We start from the raw sequence: 18,883 nt of genomic DNA on the forward strand, positions 1-18,883 counted from the left end.
TTATGAAATATAGAAATAGTAATCAGTTACGTTTATCTATTATACTTTTTATTATTGTTCTCATCATATTGATTGTATTACTTTGTATCAATCATAAGGATATACTACGTAATGATCGAAGATACAGTTTTCAAGAGGCCCTTCAAAAGCAAACCCAATCGAACCAATTAAATACCATTGATAAAAATAATCAGTTTGTTCTAGTGAATAATAATGAAGTGAAAAGAGCAATGAGTATTTCTAAAAAAGATAATGATTTAAAATATATGGATCTATCTAAAACGGTTCCAATGAATGAAGATGAGGTAAAACATATACTTAAAAATAAAGGTATTTTAACAGATCAGGCTCAAACATTTTTAAAAGCCCAAGATAAGTATCAAGTGAATATTATATATTTAATGAATCATGCAATCATAGAAACAGCAAATGGTCAATCCGAACTGGCTAATGGTATTAAAGAGAATAATCATAAATACTATAATTTTTTTGGAATTGGTGCATTTGATCAAGATGCCATTGCTACTGGTCATAGTTATGCTAAAGAACATAATTGGACAACACCAAGTAAAGCAATTATGGGCGGTGCAGCTTTTATTCGTCATCAATATTTTGAAAACGAACAAATTACGCTTTATCAAATGAGATGGAATCCTAAAAATCCAGGGTCTCATCAATATGCGAGTGATATTGAGTGGGCAGATAAAATTGCAGATAATATGAAAAAAGATTATGAACGTTTGGGTATAAAAAAAGATAAGATACGTAGGAATTACTATATATCTAATAAATAGAGATATTGAGGTGTAATAGAATGAAAGTTGCAGTGATAGGTGCTGGTATCGGAGGTTTAACGGTTGCAGCACTTTTACAAGAACAAGGGCATGATGTCAAAGTCTTTGAGAGAAAGACTGATATTAAAGAAGTAGGTGCAGGTATTGGTATCGGTGATAACGTTTTAAAAAAACTCGGTAATCATGATTTAGCTAAAGGTATCAAAAATGCCGGACAAAATTTAAAATCATTAAATATCTATAGCGATAAAGGTGATTTGCTTACATCTGCTAAGTTGAAAGAAGGAACATTAAATGTGACATTATCTCGTCAGTCATTAATAGAGTTAATATCTTCATATGTAAAACCTAATACTGTATTTACTGATTATGAAGTGACTAAAGTGGATGTTCAATCTGAACTGCCAATGCTTCATTTCTCAAAACATGCAAGTCAGACGTTTGATTTATGTATTGGAGCGGATGGTATTCATTCAATCGTTAGAAAAGCTTTATTCCCAGACTCTAAAGTGATTTATCAAGGTTATACGTGCTTTAGAGGAATGATAGATGAAGCGGACATAATGAATCAATATACAGCAGATGAATATTGGGGAAGACGTGGACGCGTGGGCATTGTGCCTCTAATTAATAATCAAGCCTATTGGTTTATTACAATTAATGCAAATGAAAAAGATCCTAAATATGTATCATTTGAAAAACCACATTTGCAGGCTTATTTTAATCATTATCCTAATCAAGTGAGGGCATTGTTAGATAAACAAAGTGAAACAGGTATTATTAAAAACGATTTATATGATTTAAAACCTTTAACTTCATTTGTACATCGTCGTACAGTCTTATTAGGAGATGCTGCCCATGCAATGACGCCAAACATGGGTCAGGGCGCAGGAGAAGCAATGGAAGATGCTATCGTTTTAGCTAATTGTATCGCTTCTTATGACTTAGAAAAAGCATTACAGCGATATAATAAATTACGTGTAAAACATACTAAAAAAGTAATAAAACGTTCTCGAAAAGTCGGAAATATCGCTCAAAAAGATAATAAACTAGTTGTTGCATTGCGTAATGCTATCATGAAACGTATGCCAAAACGATTTTTTAGTGGTCAAACTAAATTTTTATATAAAACAAAAGACAAATAAGGAGTTATCATAGAATTCACTATGGATTCTATGATAACTCCTTATTTTATTTAACCTTATTTTTTATTAACAACAAATTGCGGTTCTTCACCATTCAATTTTTTAATTGTATCATTAGCTACAATTTTAGACATCATTTCACGAGCTTCGAACGTAGCATTACCAATGTGTGGCGTAATGACTACGTTATCTAAAGATTTCAAGCCTTCAGTAATATCTGGCTCAAATTCATACACATCGAGAGCTGCACCTTCAATATCTTTATGCTTCAATGCATCAACAAGTGCTTGTTCATTAACGATTGGTCCACGCCCTGCATTGACTAAATAAGCAGTAGATTTCATTTTTTTAAATTGTTCTGAATCAATCATGTGGTGTATATCTGGATTGTAAGCAGCATTGATTGTAATAAAATCAGAGTGTTCTAATAATGTATCTAAATCAACGTATTTAGCACCAATTTCACGTTCTTTTTCCTTTTTTTGGTGAGGACCTGTATAAAGGATATCCATATCAAATCCTTTTGCACGTTTAGCTACTGCACTACCAATTTCTCCAAATCCGATAATACCAAGTGTTTTGCCTGAGACTTCACGGCCTCTAAAGAATAATGGCGCCCAACCATCAAATCCTTTTGTACGAGAAAGTTTGTCACCTTCAACAATACGACGAGCAATTGCTAATACTAAGCCGAATGTTAATTCAGCAGTTGCAGCTGTAGATGCTTTTGGTGTATTTGTAACATCAATGTTTTTTTCACGTGCATAATCTACATCTACATTATTAAATCCAGCGCCATAATTGGCAATAATTTTAAGATTTTCACCACTGTCAATTACTTCTTTATCTACATTAGTGGATAAAATACTAATTAAAGCAGAAGCATCTTTGACACCTTTTTTTAATGTTTCTTTATCGATGATACCTTCACCTTCATACATGTCTACTTCAAAATGTTCTTTGAGTAGATTTAAACCAGCTTCTGGAATTTTACCAGCTATATATACTTTTTCCATCCATCTCACTCCTTTGTATTCTTTCAAATTAAGTATAATGGAAGAAAGATAGGGACACAAAGAATTTATATGAATAAAGTTACTGTATTATTTTTAAAGCAATTACGGATATTAAGATTAAACCAATACAAAATATACGAATAAATTTTTTTGATTCATTATAGAAAATCATACCTACAATGGTACCTCCAGCAGTCCCGATCCCTGTCCATATTGCATAGGCAGTTCCCATCGAAATCGTCTGCATAGATAGTTTTAAAGTACTAAAACTAAATATAAAAGTAAGCGCACCTAGTAGAATATATATTTTTTTATGTGTACGATTCAGTTCATTTAAGAAAACAACACCTAAAATCTCAAAGCATCCTGCAACTAAAAGGTATAACCACGCCATTTTATAGACCTCCTTCAGATTGGTCATCAGTAGAAAGCTTTAATCCGATAATACCTATAATTAATAAAATAATAAATAATAATTTCATAAGTGAAATGACGTGATTAATAAATAACATATCAACGATAACTGTTCCTGCAGCGCCTATACCAACAAAGACAGCATAAACAGTACCTACTGGAAGTTGTTTTGTCGCAGAAAGCATTAAATAAAAACTTAAAGCAATAAATAATAAAGTGATGAGCCAAGTAAACGTATTATGAGCGTAATTTAAACACGTAACCCAAACAACTTCTATCAATCCAGATAAAATGACCTTTAACCATTGCATTATATCCATTACTCCTTATAGTATTTTTGATAAGTAAAAATATTTTCTCAAACAATTATGAGTTATGCAATTTTAGAAAATAAAAAAGTAAGAAAGAATTCATTATGAATTCATTTTCTCACTTTTAAATTAATGAAAATATAATCTTAAAGGTTATCTTAAACGGTAATATATTTATATTCAAGTTATATCAATCTTAGATATTTACGATAAATGAATATAATTATAAGCACTTACTTCGCTTGCTGAAATTGTACGTGTATCAGTCACGTATGCGCCACCTGTGTAATTCATTTCTGAAATTGTAATTGATCCATCACTATTTACACTTTCTACATAAGCCACATGTCCTAAACTTCCTGCTGTGATTTGTAAAATTGAACCTGCTTCAGCATGATGATTAACTGTGTATCCAGCTGCTTTTGCAGCATTTGCCCAGTTATTTGCGTTACCCCATGTTGAACCAATAGCACCATTCACTTTGTCATATACATACCATGTACATTGACCAGCGGTATACAAGTTGTTCTTAGTTGAAGATGTTGTCTTAGTTGATGTACTCGTTACACTTGAGGAATTTGCAGTAGATGAACTACTAGATGACGTAGTATGAGATACACTATTTAATTTATTCATTGTAGATGTGGCGCTAGTTACATCTTCTGTAGTATGACTGGCTAAATATAGATTAGAATTTGTATGATTGTTTGAGTAAACAGTATTAGTGAAATGAGAAGGTGTTTGCTTGTTAGTGACGATTTTTTTAGATTTTGCTTGATTATAGTGAATTACGTTATGATTTTGCTTTTGGTGATTCAAATGTTGAGTAGGTTGGTTTTGTGCGTTGTAGTTTGATTGACCAAAATGATATCTTTGATTATTTAGAGTTGAATGATTAATTTGACGTGCTTGATGTGCTATATTAGATTGACTTGTTTGTTGATGATTATAGTCTTGCTTTTGAAGTTGATTCTGATTTTGTTGGTGATTTAAATTTTGTTGTTGTTCACCATTATTATGTTGTTTTTGTTGGTTCACTTGTTGAGTAGCTTGATTTTGAGTTAATTCTGCTGCATCTGCATGATGTATATTTAATCCAAAAGCAGAGACTCCAATTCCTGCTGTCAGTGTTGATAATGTAATTAATTTTTTCATAAATAAAGTCCTCCCAAATACTATTCAACAATAGGATAATTTTAGCGATATGTTGAATATGTTTTAACATTAACTTGTCGCTGTTAACGACAAATCATACTTTATCAGATAAAAATATGTAGTAGGGCATTGTTACTTTACCGTAAATGAAATTCAAAATTCTTGTACAACTATGTAATAAAAATCTGTTTAATATTTCTTAATGAAATATTTCTTGCAAATTGCATATTTGCTATACATTTTCTAATTTTTTTGAAAATATTAATAGAATTTATATTACATCACCTTGTAATAAACTTATTATATATATAGGTATATACTTAAAGGATAAGCGGTTACATTTATGGAGATTTATGTGATATCATACTACTAATAGTGTTTGTAAAAATTTAAATTAGGCTATAGAATAAAATAATACTATTTTGAAGATGCAGTATTTATATCTGCATCTTTATTTATTGATAATAATTTTTTTAGATGACTATTAAAAATTCTAAATAGAGAAATGAGGAATGATAACTATGAAAATTGCAATAGTAGGATCAGGAAATGGTGCGGTTACAGCTGCAGTAGATATGGTCAATCAAGGACATGAAGTCAAATTATATTGTCGAAATTCATCAATTCACAAATTTGATAGAGCGTTAGAAAAAGGTGGATTTGATTTTAATAATGAAGGTCATGAAACGTTTGTACCTTTTACAAATATTAGTGATGATATTGAATATGTATTAAAAGATGCAGAAGTGATACAAGTAGTGATTCCTTCATCTTACATTGAATATTATGCAAAAGTGATGTCTCATTATATAACGGCGGAACAAATTATTTTCTTTAATATCGCAGCAGCTATGGGATCAATTCGATTTATGAATGTATTAGAGGAACGTCATATTAATATTCAACCTAAATATGCAGAAGCTAATACCCTTACTTACGGAACACGTGTAGATTTTGAAGAGGCTCGAGTGGATTTATCTCTTAATGTAAGAAAAGTCTTTTTCTCAACGTACAATAAGAGAGAGTTAAATGAATGTTTTGATAAAGTGAGCCAATTGTATCCACAATTAGTAAAAGAAGAAAGTTTGTGGAAAACGAATCTAGAAAATGGAAATCCTGAAGTTCATCCAGCTCCTACACTATTAAATGTAGGTCGTATAGATTATGCAGATACATTTGCATTATATAAAGAAGGTATCACAAAACACACAGTGCGACTTTTACATGCTGTAGAATTAGAACGTCTAACTTTAGGGCGTAAATTAGGTTTTGAATTATTAACTGCTAAAGAAGCGCGTATTCAACGAGGTTATCTAGAACGTAAAGACGAGGATGAACCGCTAAATCGTTTATTTAATACAAGTCCTGTATTTTCACAAATTCCAGGACCGAACTCTGTAGAAAATCGTTATCTTACTGAAGATATCGCATATGGACTTGTATTATGGTCAAGTTTAGGACGTGAAATTGGTGTAGATACACCGAATATTGATGCGATAATTACGATTGCCTCGACTATTCTCGAACGTGATTTCTTTAATGAAGGGCTAACAGTAGAAGAACTTGGTTTAGATAAATTAGGATTAAAATAAGTATAATGTTTGGTATAGAAAAGAGGTCTTAAGAAAAAAGAAAAAGGAGCAGATATATGAAAAGAAAACCCACATTTCTAGAAGCAATATCTACAATTATTGTCATGGTAATAGTTGTTACAATTGGATTTGTTAAATTCAATATCCCTATTCAAGTATTGTTACTTATCGCTTCAACCTACGCTGCTTTTATTGCTATGCGTGTCGGTTTAAAATGGAAGGACTTAGAAGAAGGAATTACACATCGATTGACAACAGCTATGCCTGCTATTTTCATTATTTTGGCTGTAGGTATCATTGTAGGTAGCTGGATGTACGCAGGCACTGTACCTGCATTAATCTACTATGGGCTTAAGTTTTTGAATCCTAGTTATTTTCTAATTTCAGCATTTATCATTTCGGCTATATGTAGTTTAGCAACCGGAACAGCTTGGGGGTCTGCGTCTACAGCTGGGATTGCCTTAATATCTATTGGAAGTCAACTTGGTATAAATCAAGGAATGGCAGCAGGTGCAATTATTGCAGGTGCAGTATTTGGAGATAAAATGTCACCTTTATCAGATACAACCAATCTTGCTGCACTCGTAACAAAAGTAAACATTTTTTCTCATATTAGAGCAATGATGTGGACAACCATTCCAGCATCAATCATTGGACTTATCGTATGGTTTTTTGCAGGATTAAATTCCCAAGGTAATGTAAATACTAAGCAAATAAAAGTACTTTTAAATGAACTATCTAGTATTTATAATATTAATTTTTTTGTATGGATTCCTTTAATTGTGATTATCATTTGTTTAATATTTAAAATTTCAACTGTTCCATCTATGCTTGTTTCAGCGTTGAGTGCTATTTTGATAGGTAAGTTTAATAATGGATTTAAATTTGTAGATGGTTTTAAAGCAACGTTTGATGGTTTTACATCATCTATGACTGGGCATTCTCATGTTACCGAAAATGCAAAAACATTGATTGAACAAGGTGGAATGATGAGTATGACACAAATCATTGTGACCATTTTTTGTGGTTATGCATTTGCAGGTATTGTAGAGAAATCTGGTTGTTTAGATGTAATGTTACAAACTGTTGCAAAAGGTGTTAAATCTGTTGGTACCCTCGTTCTTATTACTGTGCTATCGTCCCTAATGTTGGTGTTTGCTGCTGGTGTGGCGTCAATTGTTATTATTATGGTTGGGGTACTTATGAAAGACATGTTTGAAGATATGAATTTAGATAGAAGTAATTTATCTCGTACATTAGAAGATTCCAGTACTATGGTCCTACCATTAATTCCTTGGGGAACATCAGGTATTTACTATGCGCAACAATTAGGAGTTTCAGTTGATCAATTCTTTATTTGGGCAGTACCATGTTATTTATGTGCTATATTAGCAATTATTTATGGATTTACTGGCATTGGAATACGTAAAAAAATAAATTAAATGATTAATTTGATGTTTAATTCCCCTATAATATGGAAATAACAAATTAGGATTAAAGTATTGATGAGAAACATAGTAGCGATGTTATTTAAAAAATACATTAATTTTAGATATCCTAAAAAATGAATTAAAAGAGGATTTAATTTTTGTGGCGAGAATTCAATCCATAATAATGAATTTGATTAATATGATAACTTAAAGCGTTCGAAACACTAAATTAAAGTAAAGTTTCGAACGCTTTTTGTATTATGCATAAAAAAAAGATTTAGAATTCATATTGAATTCTAAATCTTTTTTCTTTATCAATTTAATTAATGAATGAAATTATATGAAGCAGCTTCACTTGAAGAAAGTGTACGAGATGTTACTACACCTACACCATGACCATAATTCATTTCAGACACTGTGATTGAACCATTACTATTTACATTTTCAACATATGCTACGTGACCGTAAGCACCAGCAGTAGATTGCATAATTGCGCCTGCAGATGGACGGTTATTTACTGTGTAACCAGCAGATGCTGCAGCATTTGCCCAGTTATTTGCGTTACCCCAAGTCGAACCGATTTTACCACCTACACGGTCATATACATAATATGTACATTGGCCAGAAGTGTAGTAGTTTCTACCTGAGCTAACAGAGTTAGAAATTGAAACACCTGTTGATGAAGGTGCAGTTACAGTAGTTACTTTTACATTATTATTAGAAGTAGAAGCAGCACCTAAACCACCAGTTTGTTGATTACTTGTTGTGTAAGATTGTGTTGGATTACTAGCAACTTGATTTGAGTTATTAGTATTATAGTTGTTATAACTATAAGTTGAATTTGTATTAGAATAATTATTATATGTATTGTAGTTATAATTGTAATTATAGTTAGAATGATTTAAACGATCTGGGCTCCAGTTACCTTTCCAAGTGTAATGGTAGTTACCTTGTTGATCGATAGTGTAAGAGTAGCTATATGAAGTAGGATCATTTGGATTATATCCTTGTTCAGCTGCATGAGCTTCATGTCCTTGTCCGGCGATAGCAATTGCGGCAACTCCTGCAGTAGCGATTGTAGCTGTAGCGATTTTTTTCATTATAAATTTCCTCCTGAGAATTAAATTAATATTATTTTATATTTAATAGTCATTTGTTAACTTAGTCTTTAAATCATTTTACTTAACGACAAGAAATACTTTATCAAAAAAATTACAATTTGTGGGGAATGTTAACGATTTGTAATTTTTCGATAATATAAAAGCTTGTAAATTTAATTCTTAGTAATATTTTTTAATATAAAAAACGCTATTATAACAGTGTTTATAGAAGAATATGAAAAAGACATTCATTTTCTTGTAATCTTTTTGTAAAATAATAGAAAAATAATTTATAACAAAATAATTTAGCCTATTGAATTATTACTTGATTAAATAAATACTAAAAAATTATTTTATATGTCATCCTTATATATAAATAAAGTAAGTTTATATTGAAAAACAATAAAATCATACTATAAGATAATAAAGTGATAAAATAAGTCAAAATATTGCTACTGCTAATACCGAAATAAAACATAAAATTGTATATGAAGATAGATCTCCGATACGCATACATAAGTATCGAGGCGATAATTCAATAGAATTAAGTGGTGAATAAAGGGGAGAAATGTCATCGCTTATATCTAGTCTTTATATTACAAACGAGAGGAAAGACGTATGATAGATAATTTTTCGGTAAAGCTTTTAAAAAATACGAGAATATTAAAACAAAAAGAATCCAATATCAAACTTATATATTGGTTAAAGGGTTCTGGAAAAATAAATTTAGACTTAGATACATATAATATGAAAAAAAGAGATCTCGTATTTATTATGTTAAATGATTTATATTCGATAGAAGGCGAAACGAACTCTGTTATTGCAATAATTGAAATTTCATTCACAGATTATTTAAGATTTGCAGACGATTATATCAGACAAAAAGGATATAAATTTTCTTCTATTGAACGAAAACAATTAGAATCATTTATTATTAATCTTCTTGAATTTGAAAGTCGAAAACCTCGACTTCCACACATAAGGGATAAATTAGTTAAACATTTATGTGTAGAATTAGGTTATATTCAAAGAAAACATCGTCAAAACTATAAACTAAACAATCCACTTGTAGATGAAGTTCATGAATATATTATCGAACATCATCATGAAAAGATTAATAAACAAGCATTAGCGAATTCACTTGATATGTCTAACAAAGAGTTAAGTCAAGTGATTAAATTTCATACACCTTATCATAATATTGCTCAATATATTAATGATATTCGTTTGAAATTATGTTTACTTGATATTTTAGATAGTAGTGAATTTATTCAAGATATTGCTTATAAACATGGATTTAATCATTTTCCGAGATTTATTGCATTATTTAGTAAGAAATATGGGATGACTCCAGGTCAAGCACGAAAAAAACAATTTGCTCCAATATATAAGGCTACCGAAACGGTTGAAATATCTTTAGATTATGAAGCACAGTTACTTATAGCTGAGGTCAAAAGTAACTATCATACCTAAAATAGGATTAAGTCCATTAATAAGTAAAAAGATAAAGTATTTAGACCTTTACTCATACTTAATATGAAGTAAGTATATGTATGATATAAAGATAAACTGGTAACACTTTAAAATTGTATCGCAATACTAAAGTCTGTCTTCTAGAATTGTTGTATAAATTGCGAGGTGGCAACTATCATGACGAAAAATGATATGGATGTACTATTATTTTATCTTTTATTTTATAAAGCAGTCGATGAACTTTTAAAATATTCTAAAAACCTAAGTATTGAACACCTAAATGTACTATATGCTATTATTGATTATCATAAAACGAACCATCAAGGTATGGATATTGAAACATTAATGAAAAAAACGTATTTATCTAAACGAACTTTATTCCATCTTGTTAGTCATTTATACCACGAAAATTGGATTTTTAAATCTTATGATGCAAATGATCAACGAAGATTAAGAATCTTACCTGTAGAAGTGTATGAAAGAAAAATGAATCATTTATTATTAGAAATTGGAGAATTACTTGAAAATAACTATCTTAAAGCATCAATCAAGAATATGAATTATTGTAAGTTAACATATCTAATTACTATTTATAAAGTTTTAAATAAGATTGAAAAAAGTATTAAGCACTATCAGTTAAGTTTAAATGATTTACTTGTTTTAGGCATTATTTGGTCGAATCAAAATGACATCTCGTTAAAATCGATAAACTATTTTTCGCGTTGTCAGTCTATAAATATAAATTTAGTAATTAAACGATTACAACAAAGAGGTTATATTTTGAAAGAAAGAGATGTTATAGATGAACGTAGAGTGTGTATAAAGTTAAATATGTCAAAAAAGGAAGAGATTCATTATATCTTGAGACATTGTAGTAAAATGATAAAAAAGGAATTAATATTATAATTTGTTCTAAAAATAACTAGTGATGTAAGAAAGTCTTGTCTCTTACATTACTAGTTATTTTAGGTGTATAACACATGAAATAATTATGTATAATTTAATTTGGCAAATGAGATTTTAATATATAATATCATTTTAATTTCATAAAAATATTGAAATATTATACTTAAATGTTATAAAATAATTTTTATAGCATAAGAAATGTTTAGTGTTGTAGTAGTTAGTATACATGAACCTTGTAGCAACTAGATGTACATCAGAGGAGTGGTTTAGAATATGGGACAAATTAAAGACATCAATGATTTAGTTAACGCAACATTTCAAGTGAAAAAGTTTTTTAAAGACACTAAGAAAAAATATAATCTGAATTATGAAGAAATTTATATTTTAAATTATATTGTTAAAAGTAAAAAAGATGAAATTACTTCAAAAGAAATTGCAACGTATTCAGAATTCAAACCTTATTACTTAACTAAAGCATTACAAAAATTAAAAGATTTACAATTATTATCAAAAAAACGTAGTATACAAGATGAAAGAACAGTTATTGTTTATGTAACAAAAGAGCAACGCGAGAGAATTAATGCTTTAATTGCTGAATTAGAGAAATATATACAATAGAATGATGATGGGGTAAATGAGTGAGACAGAATTTCTGTCCACTCTTTTTTAATTCTAATATACTATGTTAATGAGATACTTTATATTATTAAAACCGAGTGTTAAACTATGATTAAATATATCAAATATCGAATAGGTGATAGTCATGTTAGATTCATTTTTAATAAGTAGTGATATTCAAAGAAAATGGATTAAAAAATTTAAAACAATTGAAGATACATTTAAACAAAGAGCAGCAGAAGAAGATATTGACTCTAAATTCCCATTTGACAATATAAAATGGCTTGTAGAGGAAGGTTATAGTGTGTTAACTTTACCTAAATCATATGGTGGAGAAGGTGCAACAATAGAAGATATGGTCGTTTTACAATCATATCTTGGAGCTATAGATGGCGCTACAGCACTGTCTATAGGCTGGCATCTAAGCGTTGTAGGACAATTATATCAACAGCATATGTGGAGTCAAACTATGCTTGATCAATTTGCAATAGAAGTAAAAAATGGCGCGCTTGTAAATAGAGCAGTAAGTGAAGCGGATACTGGCAGTCCTACTCGTGGTGGGAGACCTGCTACGCATGCAATAAAAACTAAAGACGGTTATAAATTAAATGGTGTGAAAACGTTTACTTCTATGAGTAAAGCATTGACATATTATATTGTTGCAGCATTTGTAGAAGATATTCAAGAAGTAGGCTTCTTTTTAATTCCTAGAGAGACTAAAGGTTTAGAAATTGCAGATAATTGGAATATGTTAGGAATGCGTGCAACGGAAAGTCATGATTTAGTATTAAATGATGTTATAGTTCCGTTTGAAAACTTTGTAGAAACGAAACATAAACCTCAGCCCAATGGATGGATTTTACATATACCAAGTGTATATTTAGGTATTGCCCAAGCAGCGAGAGACTATGCTATTGAGTTTGCCAAAACGCATTCCCCTAATAGTATTGAGGGAACAATTGCTACGCTACCTACTGTACAACAAAATATTGGGAAAATGGAATCACTCTTATTATCTGCACGTCATTTTTTATGGAGTACAGCTAGAGGTTACAATCAATATAATGAAACACTTAATATTTGGAATGAAACATCTGCAAGTAAAATTTTAGTCATGAATCAAGGATTAGAAGTAGTGGATCTTGCTATGCGAATCGTAGGGGCAAAAAGTTTAGAAATGGATCGTCCATTACAACGCTATTATCGTAATATGCGTGCTGGCCTACATAATCCTCCTATGGAAGATGCAGCATATACGAATATTGCAAAATCTATACTTGATTTAATGTAGAATGAATTTTTTATTTATAATATGTTTAAAGAAAGCTATGATTACGTATAATGTAGTCATAGCTTTTTTTACATATTTTTTGGAGGGATTTAATGACTAAAATATATTTTAATCATGATGGCGGCGTTGATGATTTAATATCGCTATTCTTATTACTACAAATGGATAATATTGAATTAGTAGGTGTAAGTACAATCGGTGCAGATTGTTATTTAGAACCTTCTCTAAGTGCTTCATGTAAAATTATAAATCGTTTTTCAAATTTATCTATTGATGTAGCTCCTTCATATGAAAGAGGAGTTAACCCTTTTCCGAAAGACTGGAGAATGCATGCCTTTTTTATGGATGCGCTGCCTATTTTAAATGAGGAATGGATTGATAAACGTTCTATAACGAGTACATTTGAAGCTTATGAGGATATTATTAATGTATTAAATAATAGTAAAGAAAAGGTGACTTTATTGTTTACTGGTCCGTTAACTGATTTAGCCAAAGCAATCAAATATGATAAAGCAATAGTAAACAATATTGAAAAGTTAGTTTGGATGGGAGGAACATTTTTAGAAAAGGGAAATGTAGAAGAACCCGAACATGATGGCACAGCTGAATGGAATGCTTTTTGGGATCCTGAAGCTGTTAAAACAATATTTGATACGTCTATCAAGATAGAAATGGTAGCGTTAGAAAGCACTAATCAAGTACCATTGACACCAGCTATTCGTCAAATGTGGGCAAATCAACGTCAGTTTATAGGAGTTGATTTTTTAGGCATCAGTTATGCAGCTGTACCTCCTCTTACTCATTTTGTCACCAACTCTACTTACTTTTTATGGGATGTATTGACGACTGCTCAAATTGGTAAAGAAAACTTAACAGATTCTATAGAACTTAAAATAGATGTATGTACAAAAGGACCAAGCCAAGGACGCACATATGAGAGCGATGATGGACGTATGGTGCATGTCGTTAATCATGTCAATCATGATGAATTCTTCAACTATATTACGTCTTTAGCTAAAAAAGTATCTCATTAACTTTAAATGTAAACTTTTTATATAAAATAGTTTACATAAGTGGTATAATTTTCTTCATAAAAGGAGGAAATCAAATGAGTACAAAAAATTTAGTATATACAGCGTTAATGACAGCGGTTATTTGTATTTTAGGCCTAGTACCCGGAATACCGTTACCATTTATGCCTGTACCAATTGTATTACAAAATATAGGTATCTTTTTAGCAGGAGTTATATTAGGACGTAAATACGGCGCACTCAGTGTTATTATCTTCTTATTATTAGCAGCCACAGGTTTGCCATTATTATCAGGTGGACGCGGTGGAATAGGTGTGTTTGCAGGTCCTTCAGCAGGATTTTTATTCTTATATCCAGTAGTGGCGTATCTTATAGGTTTAGTAAGAGATCGTTTTAAAAATCATATTAATTTCTTGACATTATTTATTGGTATACTTGTATTTGGTGTTTTATTATTAGATATTGTAGGAACAATCATTATGGGATTCATTATACATATGCCTATAAGTAAAGCATTTTTATTATCATTTACATTTATTCCAGGAGATATTATTAAAGCGATTATTGCGAGTTTAATCGGCACAACATTACTTAACCATTCACGTTTTAAGAATTTGATATAATAGTACAAAATATACATAGTTGGGTGATGGTTACTATGACATACATAACAATGAAGCAGATTAAAGAAAATGGAAAAATATACTTAGAAGATGAGTTGAATATTATATATTTAACACCTTCTGATCCAATGACATATCACATGAATAAGTGGCAGTACAAAACGTTACCTTCAATTAATCAGTGGTATTCAGATATGGAGAAACAACGAATTTTGCATAAAAAACAACATTCTTCTCATTTATCTTTTACATTTCCAGAAAACCAATTACTGCATTCTACATGGTTAGAAGCGATACGCAATGAAGGATTTCAATTAGGACTACTTGAATTGTACGCGATAGATAGTGTTACATTAAAACAATTTGAGAGCAATATTCAGGTAGATATTGAACCTGTAACTTCATTTAACATGGAAGATTATTTAAGTGTTTACAATAAATTTTCAAAACCGTATGGCGAAGCGTTTGTTAAAGAAAATGAAGAACGAACGAGAGAGGCAATATTAAATCAAATAGATGATGTCACTCGTATAGTTGCATATTATCTTCATAAACCTGTGGGGATTTTGGATGTTATAGTTACAGATGAAACCGTTGAAATTGATGGGTTCGGCGTTTTAGAAGACTATCGTCATAAGGGAATAGGTACTACGATGCAGTCCTATGTAGGTCATTTAGCTGGTTCTCGACTCGTCATATTAGTGGCAGATGGTGATGATACAGCAAAAGACATGTATATAAAACAAGGCTATATTTTTCAAAGCTTTCAATATCAGATAGTCAAAGAAGATGCAATATAAATAAAAGTAGGGAGTGAAAAATGAATTTATAATAAATTCTATTTCACTCCTTTTACACGTTCTGGATGACTATAAATATTAAAAGAATTACCTCTAATAAAACCAATAGCAGTAATATTTAAGTCATGTGCCAGTGTTACTGCTAATGTGGTAGGTGCAGATTTTGATAATATAACACCAACACCGATTTTAGCTGCTTTTAGTAAAATTTCAGATGATATACGTCCACTAAAAATAAGCATTTTATTTCTAACAGGAATTTGATGAGTAAGACAAAAACCGTAAAGTTTATCTAAGGCATTATGTCTACCTATATCTTGACGATGTTCAAAAAATGCCTCACCATCACTAATCGCTGCATTATGCAAGCCACCTGTTTGTTTAAATAAAGTACTTGCACTTTGTAAACCTGTCATCATATTTAAAATTTGTCTTGGAGTGAGAATGATATTAGACATCGATGTTTTAGCAATTGCCGCATCATTTTGAAAATAAAATTCTCGACTTTTTCCACAACATGAAGCAACCATGCGCTTTGTAGAATACTCAAAACGATCACTTAATGACTTAGTTAATTCTACATGAGCAAACCCTTTACTATCATCAATTTGTAAATGTTTAATTTCTTCTTTTTTATAAATGGCTCCTTCAGATGCTAAAAATCCTATGACTAACTCTTCTAAATGTGTCGGACTGCAGATTACTGTAGCAAATTCTTTTCCATTCACCATAATCGTTAATGGAAATTCGGTTACATAGCTGTCTTCAGTTTCGATGAGTTGCTCATCTTCATACCTAATAATTGGTTGATTTTGAACGGCATCTTTATCCATGAATGTCTCCCCTTTGGTTATAACTACTTTATACTGTATCATTATATTCACAAAAAGTATTTCAATATTGAATGATTATATAAAACTTTATATTTTAAAATTTAGAAATAAATATAAAACATGGTAAAACTTTTCAAAAGATATAAAAAGCGTATAATATTTGATTGAATAGGGGGCATAAAAATAAATGACTGTAAAACGATTATTAGCGGTGTTAGGGACTTTCATTATCATTATGGCAGGTTGTTCAAATTCAAAAGATAATGAGAATAGCAAGCAATCTTCAAAGTCAAATAATAGTGATAATCCTAAAACTGAATTGAAAGTTTCAGCAGCAGCAAGTTTAAGTGATGTAAGTAAAGCATTAAAGAAAGAGTTTGAAAAAACACATAAAAATGTAAATGTAACATTTAATTATGGTGGATCAGGAGCCTTAAGACAACAAATTGAAAAAGGTGCACCAACTGATGTCTTTATGTCTGCAAATACGAAAGATGTAGATATGTTGAAAAAACATAATCAAGCTCATAATACATATAAATACGCACATAATCAGTTGGTATTGATTGGTGATAAAAACAGTGATCAAGCTTCAGTAAAAGATTTAAAAGACAACGAAAAATTAGCTATTGGTGAAGTGAAAACTGTACCAGCAGGTAAATATGCGAAACAATATTTAGATGATCAACATTTATATAGTGATGTAAAAGATAAAATTGTATATGCCAAAGACGTTAAACAAGTATTAAATTACGTTGAAAAAGGTAATGCTCAAATGGGATTTGTATATGAGACCGATTTATATACGAATAATGAAAGAACAGATAAAGTAAATGAGATTAAAAAAGCGGATTTGAAAAAATCTATCACTTATGAAGCGGGAGCAACATCAGATAATAAATTTGCTAAAGAATGGATGGAATTTTTAAAATCTAAAAAAGCGAAAAATATTTTAAAAGAATATCACTTTAAAGTATAGGGGGATGACATATGCCTGATTTAACACCTCTATGGATTTCTATTAAAGTAGGATTTATCAGTACGATAATTGTCTCTATATTAGGAATTTTTATTTGTAGAACGTTATATAAAAGAAAAGGGCATGCAACTCAATTTCTTGAAAGCTTAATATTATTACCTATTGTTTTACCACCAACAGTACTAGGGTTTATACTTATTATTGTTTTTTCACCTAGAACATTTGTGGGACAATTCTTTCAAAATATACTTCATTTACCCGTAGTATTTACAATGACAGGTGCAGTAATTGCATCTGTCATTGTTAGTTTTCCACTGATGTATCAACATACTATTCAAGGATTTCGAAGTATTAACCCTAAAATGTTAAATACTGCACGAACAATGGGAGCAAGTGAATGTAAAATCTTCTATCGTTTAATTCTACCATTATCTAAACGTTCAATTATTGCGGGTATTATGATGAGTTTTGCGAGAGCTATTGGAGAATTTGGTGCAACATTGATGGTTGCAGGATATATTCCAAATACAACCAATACCCTGCCACTTGAAATCTATTTTTTAGTAGAGCAAGGAAAAGAAAATCAGGCATGGTTATGGGTACTTGTACTCGTTGCTTTTTCTATTACAGTCATTAGTATGTTGAATTTTGCGAATCGTGATAAAGCTCAGGAGGTAGACTAGATGTTACAAGTTAAATTACAACATCAGTTAAAACAAACATTGATTCATATTAACATTGAAGATACAAAAGCTAAAATATATGCAATACAAGGTCCCTCCGGCATTGGAAAAACGACAATATTAAATATTATTGCGGGATTAAGACAACCAGATGAGGCTTATATTAATGTTAATAATCAGTTATTAGTAGATACTGAAAACCATATTAATGTAAAGATTCAACAACGCCAAATTGGCTATTTATTTCAAGATTATCAACTTTTTCCTAACATGACGGTTCTTCAGAATATTACATTTATGACTAAACAGTCTAAACATATTGATGAGCTTATTCAACGTTTAAATATTAGCCATTTAATAAATCAATTTCCGCCGACACTGTCTGGTGGGGAAGCCCAACGTGTAGCACTCGCGCGAACTTTAAGCACGAAACCCAATTTAATTTTACTTGATGAACCTTTTTCAAGTTTAGATGATATTTCTAGAGATGAAGGCATCCATCTAGTTAAGCAAATTCATGAGGAATGGTGTATACCTATTATTTTTGTAACGCACTCTAATTATGAAGCAGAAGTATTAGCAGATGAAATTATTCAAATTAAATAAATAGGAGTAGGATATCGAAGTTTAGAACGTTTTAGATTTCTGTCCTACTCCTATTTCGTTATAATAAAAAGAAGAGAGAATGT

20 protein-coding genes are annotated in these 18,883 nt (G+C 30.5%); 14 read left to right on the forward strand and 6 right to left on the reverse strand.

All coding sequences use genetic code 11. The features are described 5' to 3' along the window. Positions 1-2: 2 nt before the first annotated feature. Both HMPREF2578_RS00725 and HMPREF2578_RS00730 read left to right on the forward strand, forming a co-directional pair. Complete coding sequence (locus HMPREF2578_RS00725) at positions 3-794, forward strand: N-acetylglucosaminidase (protein WP_070443419.1); 792 nt, start codon at positions 3-5, stop codon at positions 792-794. Positions 795-814: 20 nt separating this feature from the next. Then, positions 815-1,939 (forward strand): FAD-dependent monooxygenase, encoded by a 1,125-nt coding sequence (locus HMPREF2578_RS00730; protein WP_070508195.1) that lies wholly within the window; start codon positions 815-817, stop codon positions 1,937-1,939. A 56-nt stretch (positions 1,940-1,995) separates the two neighbouring features. Here the strand turns inward: HMPREF2578_RS00730 and HMPREF2578_RS00735 are convergent, their stop codons facing one another. The 4 genes from HMPREF2578_RS00735 to HMPREF2578_RS00750 form a co-directional block, all read right to left on the reverse strand. Next, positions 1,996-2,955, reverse strand: coding sequence for a 2-hydroxyacid dehydrogenase family protein (locus HMPREF2578_RS00735; RefSeq protein ID WP_017174885.1), 960 nt, complete (start codon positions 2,953-2,955; stop codon positions 1,996-1,998). Between the two features lie 79 nt (positions 2,956-3,034). Next, entirely contained in the window at positions 3,035-3,349 is a 315-nt protein-coding gene (locus HMPREF2578_RS00740) for a DMT family transporter (RefSeq protein WP_017174884.1), read from the reverse strand. A 1-nt stretch (position 3,350) separates the two neighbouring features. Continuing rightward, the gene (locus HMPREF2578_RS00745; protein ID WP_048681895.1) at positions 3,351-3,680 is read right to left on the reverse strand and encodes a DMT family transporter; all 330 of its coding nucleotides are present in this window, start codon (positions 3,678-3,680) and stop codon (positions 3,351-3,353) included. Positions 3,681-3,884: 204 nt separating this feature from the next. After that, a complete protein-coding gene (locus tag HMPREF2578_RS00750; RefSeq protein ID WP_070508196.1) occupies positions 3,885-4,835 on the reverse strand; it encodes a CHAP domain-containing protein in 951 nt (316 codons plus the stop codon). Positions 4,836-5,356: 521 nt separating this feature from the next. On the opposite strand from HMPREF2578_RS00750, the gene HMPREF2578_RS00755 reads away from it, so the two are divergent. Then, the gene (locus tag HMPREF2578_RS00755; protein ID WP_002448510.1) at positions 5,357-6,427 is read left to right on the forward strand and encodes an NAD/NADP-dependent octopine/nopaline dehydrogenase family protein; all 1,071 of its coding nucleotides are present in this window, start codon (positions 5,357-5,359) and stop codon (positions 6,425-6,427) included. 56 nt (positions 6,428-6,483) lie between these two features. Continuing rightward, positions 6,484-7,869 carry a Na+/H+ antiporter NhaC gene (gene nhaC / locus HMPREF2578_RS00760; protein WP_017174881.1) on the forward strand — a complete coding sequence of 462 codons (1,386 nt, stop codon included), beginning with the start codon at positions 6,484-6,486 and terminating at the stop codon, positions 7,867-7,869. Between the two features lie 311 nt (positions 7,870-8,180). Here nhaC and HMPREF2578_RS00765 read toward each other — a convergent pair whose 3' ends face one another. Continuing rightward, positions 8,181-8,957 carry a CHAP domain-containing protein gene (locus tag HMPREF2578_RS00765; RefSeq protein ID WP_002448555.1) on the reverse strand — a complete coding sequence of 259 codons (777 nt, stop codon included), beginning with the start codon at positions 8,955-8,957 and terminating at the stop codon, positions 8,181-8,183. A 747-nt stretch (positions 8,958-9,704) separates the two neighbouring features. Here HMPREF2578_RS00765 and HMPREF2578_RS00770 point away from each other — a divergent pair. The 7 genes from HMPREF2578_RS00770 to HMPREF2578_RS00800 all read left to right on the forward strand — a co-directional run bounded on the left by HMPREF2578_RS00770 (position 9,705) and on the right by HMPREF2578_RS00800 (position 15,699). Continuing rightward, positions 9,705-10,430: a helix-turn-helix domain-containing protein gene (locus HMPREF2578_RS00770; RefSeq protein WP_256275840.1), complete on the forward strand. Its 726-nt coding sequence runs from the start codon at positions 9,705-9,707 to the stop codon at positions 10,428-10,430. A gap of 177 nt (positions 10,431-10,607) precedes the next feature. Further along, positions 10,608-11,336 (forward strand): transcriptional regulator, SarA/Rot family, encoded by a 729-nt coding sequence (locus HMPREF2578_RS00775; protein ID WP_070508198.1) that lies wholly within the window; start codon positions 10,608-10,610, stop codon positions 11,334-11,336. A 273-nt stretch (positions 11,337-11,609) separates the two neighbouring features. Beyond that, complete coding sequence (locus tag HMPREF2578_RS00780; RefSeq protein WP_002448494.1) at positions 11,610-11,954, forward strand: transcriptional regulator, SarA/Rot family; 345 nt, start codon at positions 11,610-11,612, stop codon at positions 11,952-11,954. Between the two features lie 145 nt (positions 11,955-12,099). Beyond that, entirely contained in the window at positions 12,100-13,245 is a 1,146-nt protein-coding gene (locus tag HMPREF2578_RS00785; protein ID WP_070508199.1) for an acyl-CoA dehydrogenase family protein, read from the forward strand. Positions 13,246-13,337: 92 nt separating this feature from the next. After that, a complete protein-coding gene (locus HMPREF2578_RS00790; protein ID WP_049438244.1) occupies positions 13,338-14,279 on the forward strand; it encodes a nucleoside hydrolase in 942 nt (313 codons plus the stop codon). A gap of 74 nt (positions 14,280-14,353) precedes the next feature. Further along, positions 14,354-14,899, forward strand: coding sequence for a biotin transporter BioY (locus HMPREF2578_RS00795; protein WP_002448536.1), 546 nt, complete (start codon positions 14,354-14,356; stop codon positions 14,897-14,899). 50 nt (positions 14,900-14,949) lie between these two features. Further along, positions 14,950-15,699 (forward strand): GNAT family N-acetyltransferase, encoded by a 750-nt coding sequence (locus HMPREF2578_RS00800; protein ID WP_256275841.1) that lies wholly within the window; start codon positions 14,950-14,952, stop codon positions 15,697-15,699. A 38-nt stretch (positions 15,700-15,737) separates the two neighbouring features. Here the strand turns inward: HMPREF2578_RS00800 and fdhD are convergent, their stop codons facing one another. Then, positions 15,738-16,532 carry a formate dehydrogenase accessory sulfurtransferase FdhD gene (gene fdhD, locus HMPREF2578_RS00805; RefSeq protein ID WP_002448559.1) on the reverse strand — a complete coding sequence of 265 codons (795 nt, stop codon included), beginning with the start codon at positions 16,530-16,532 and terminating at the stop codon, positions 15,738-15,740. Between the two features lie 187 nt (positions 16,533-16,719). Here fdhD and modA point away from each other — a divergent pair, with 187 nt between their 5' ends. The 3 genes from modA to HMPREF2578_RS00820 are packed head-to-tail and all read left to right on the forward strand — an operon-like array spanning position 16,720 to position 18,800. Then, positions 16,720-17,511, forward strand: coding sequence for a molybdate ABC transporter substrate-binding protein (gene modA, locus HMPREF2578_RS00810; protein ID WP_002448452.1), 792 nt, complete (start codon positions 16,720-16,722; stop codon positions 17,509-17,511). 11 nt (positions 17,512-17,522) lie between these two features. Next, positions 17,523-18,194 carry a molybdate ABC transporter permease subunit gene (gene modB, locus HMPREF2578_RS00815; RefSeq protein ID WP_070508201.1) on the forward strand — a complete coding sequence of 224 codons (672 nt, stop codon included), beginning with the start codon at positions 17,523-17,525 and terminating at the stop codon, positions 18,192-18,194. Then, entirely contained in the window at positions 18,195-18,800 is a 606-nt protein-coding gene (locus HMPREF2578_RS00820) for an ATP-binding cassette domain-containing protein (protein WP_070508202.1), read from the forward strand. The last annotated feature ends 83 nt before the right edge of the window (positions 18,801-18,883 follow it).

It is taken from the genome of Staphylococcus sp. HMSC072H03, from assembly GCF_001809305.1.
Lineage (GTDB): Bacteria > Bacillota > Bacilli > Staphylococcales > Staphylococcaceae > Staphylococcus > Staphylococcus hominis.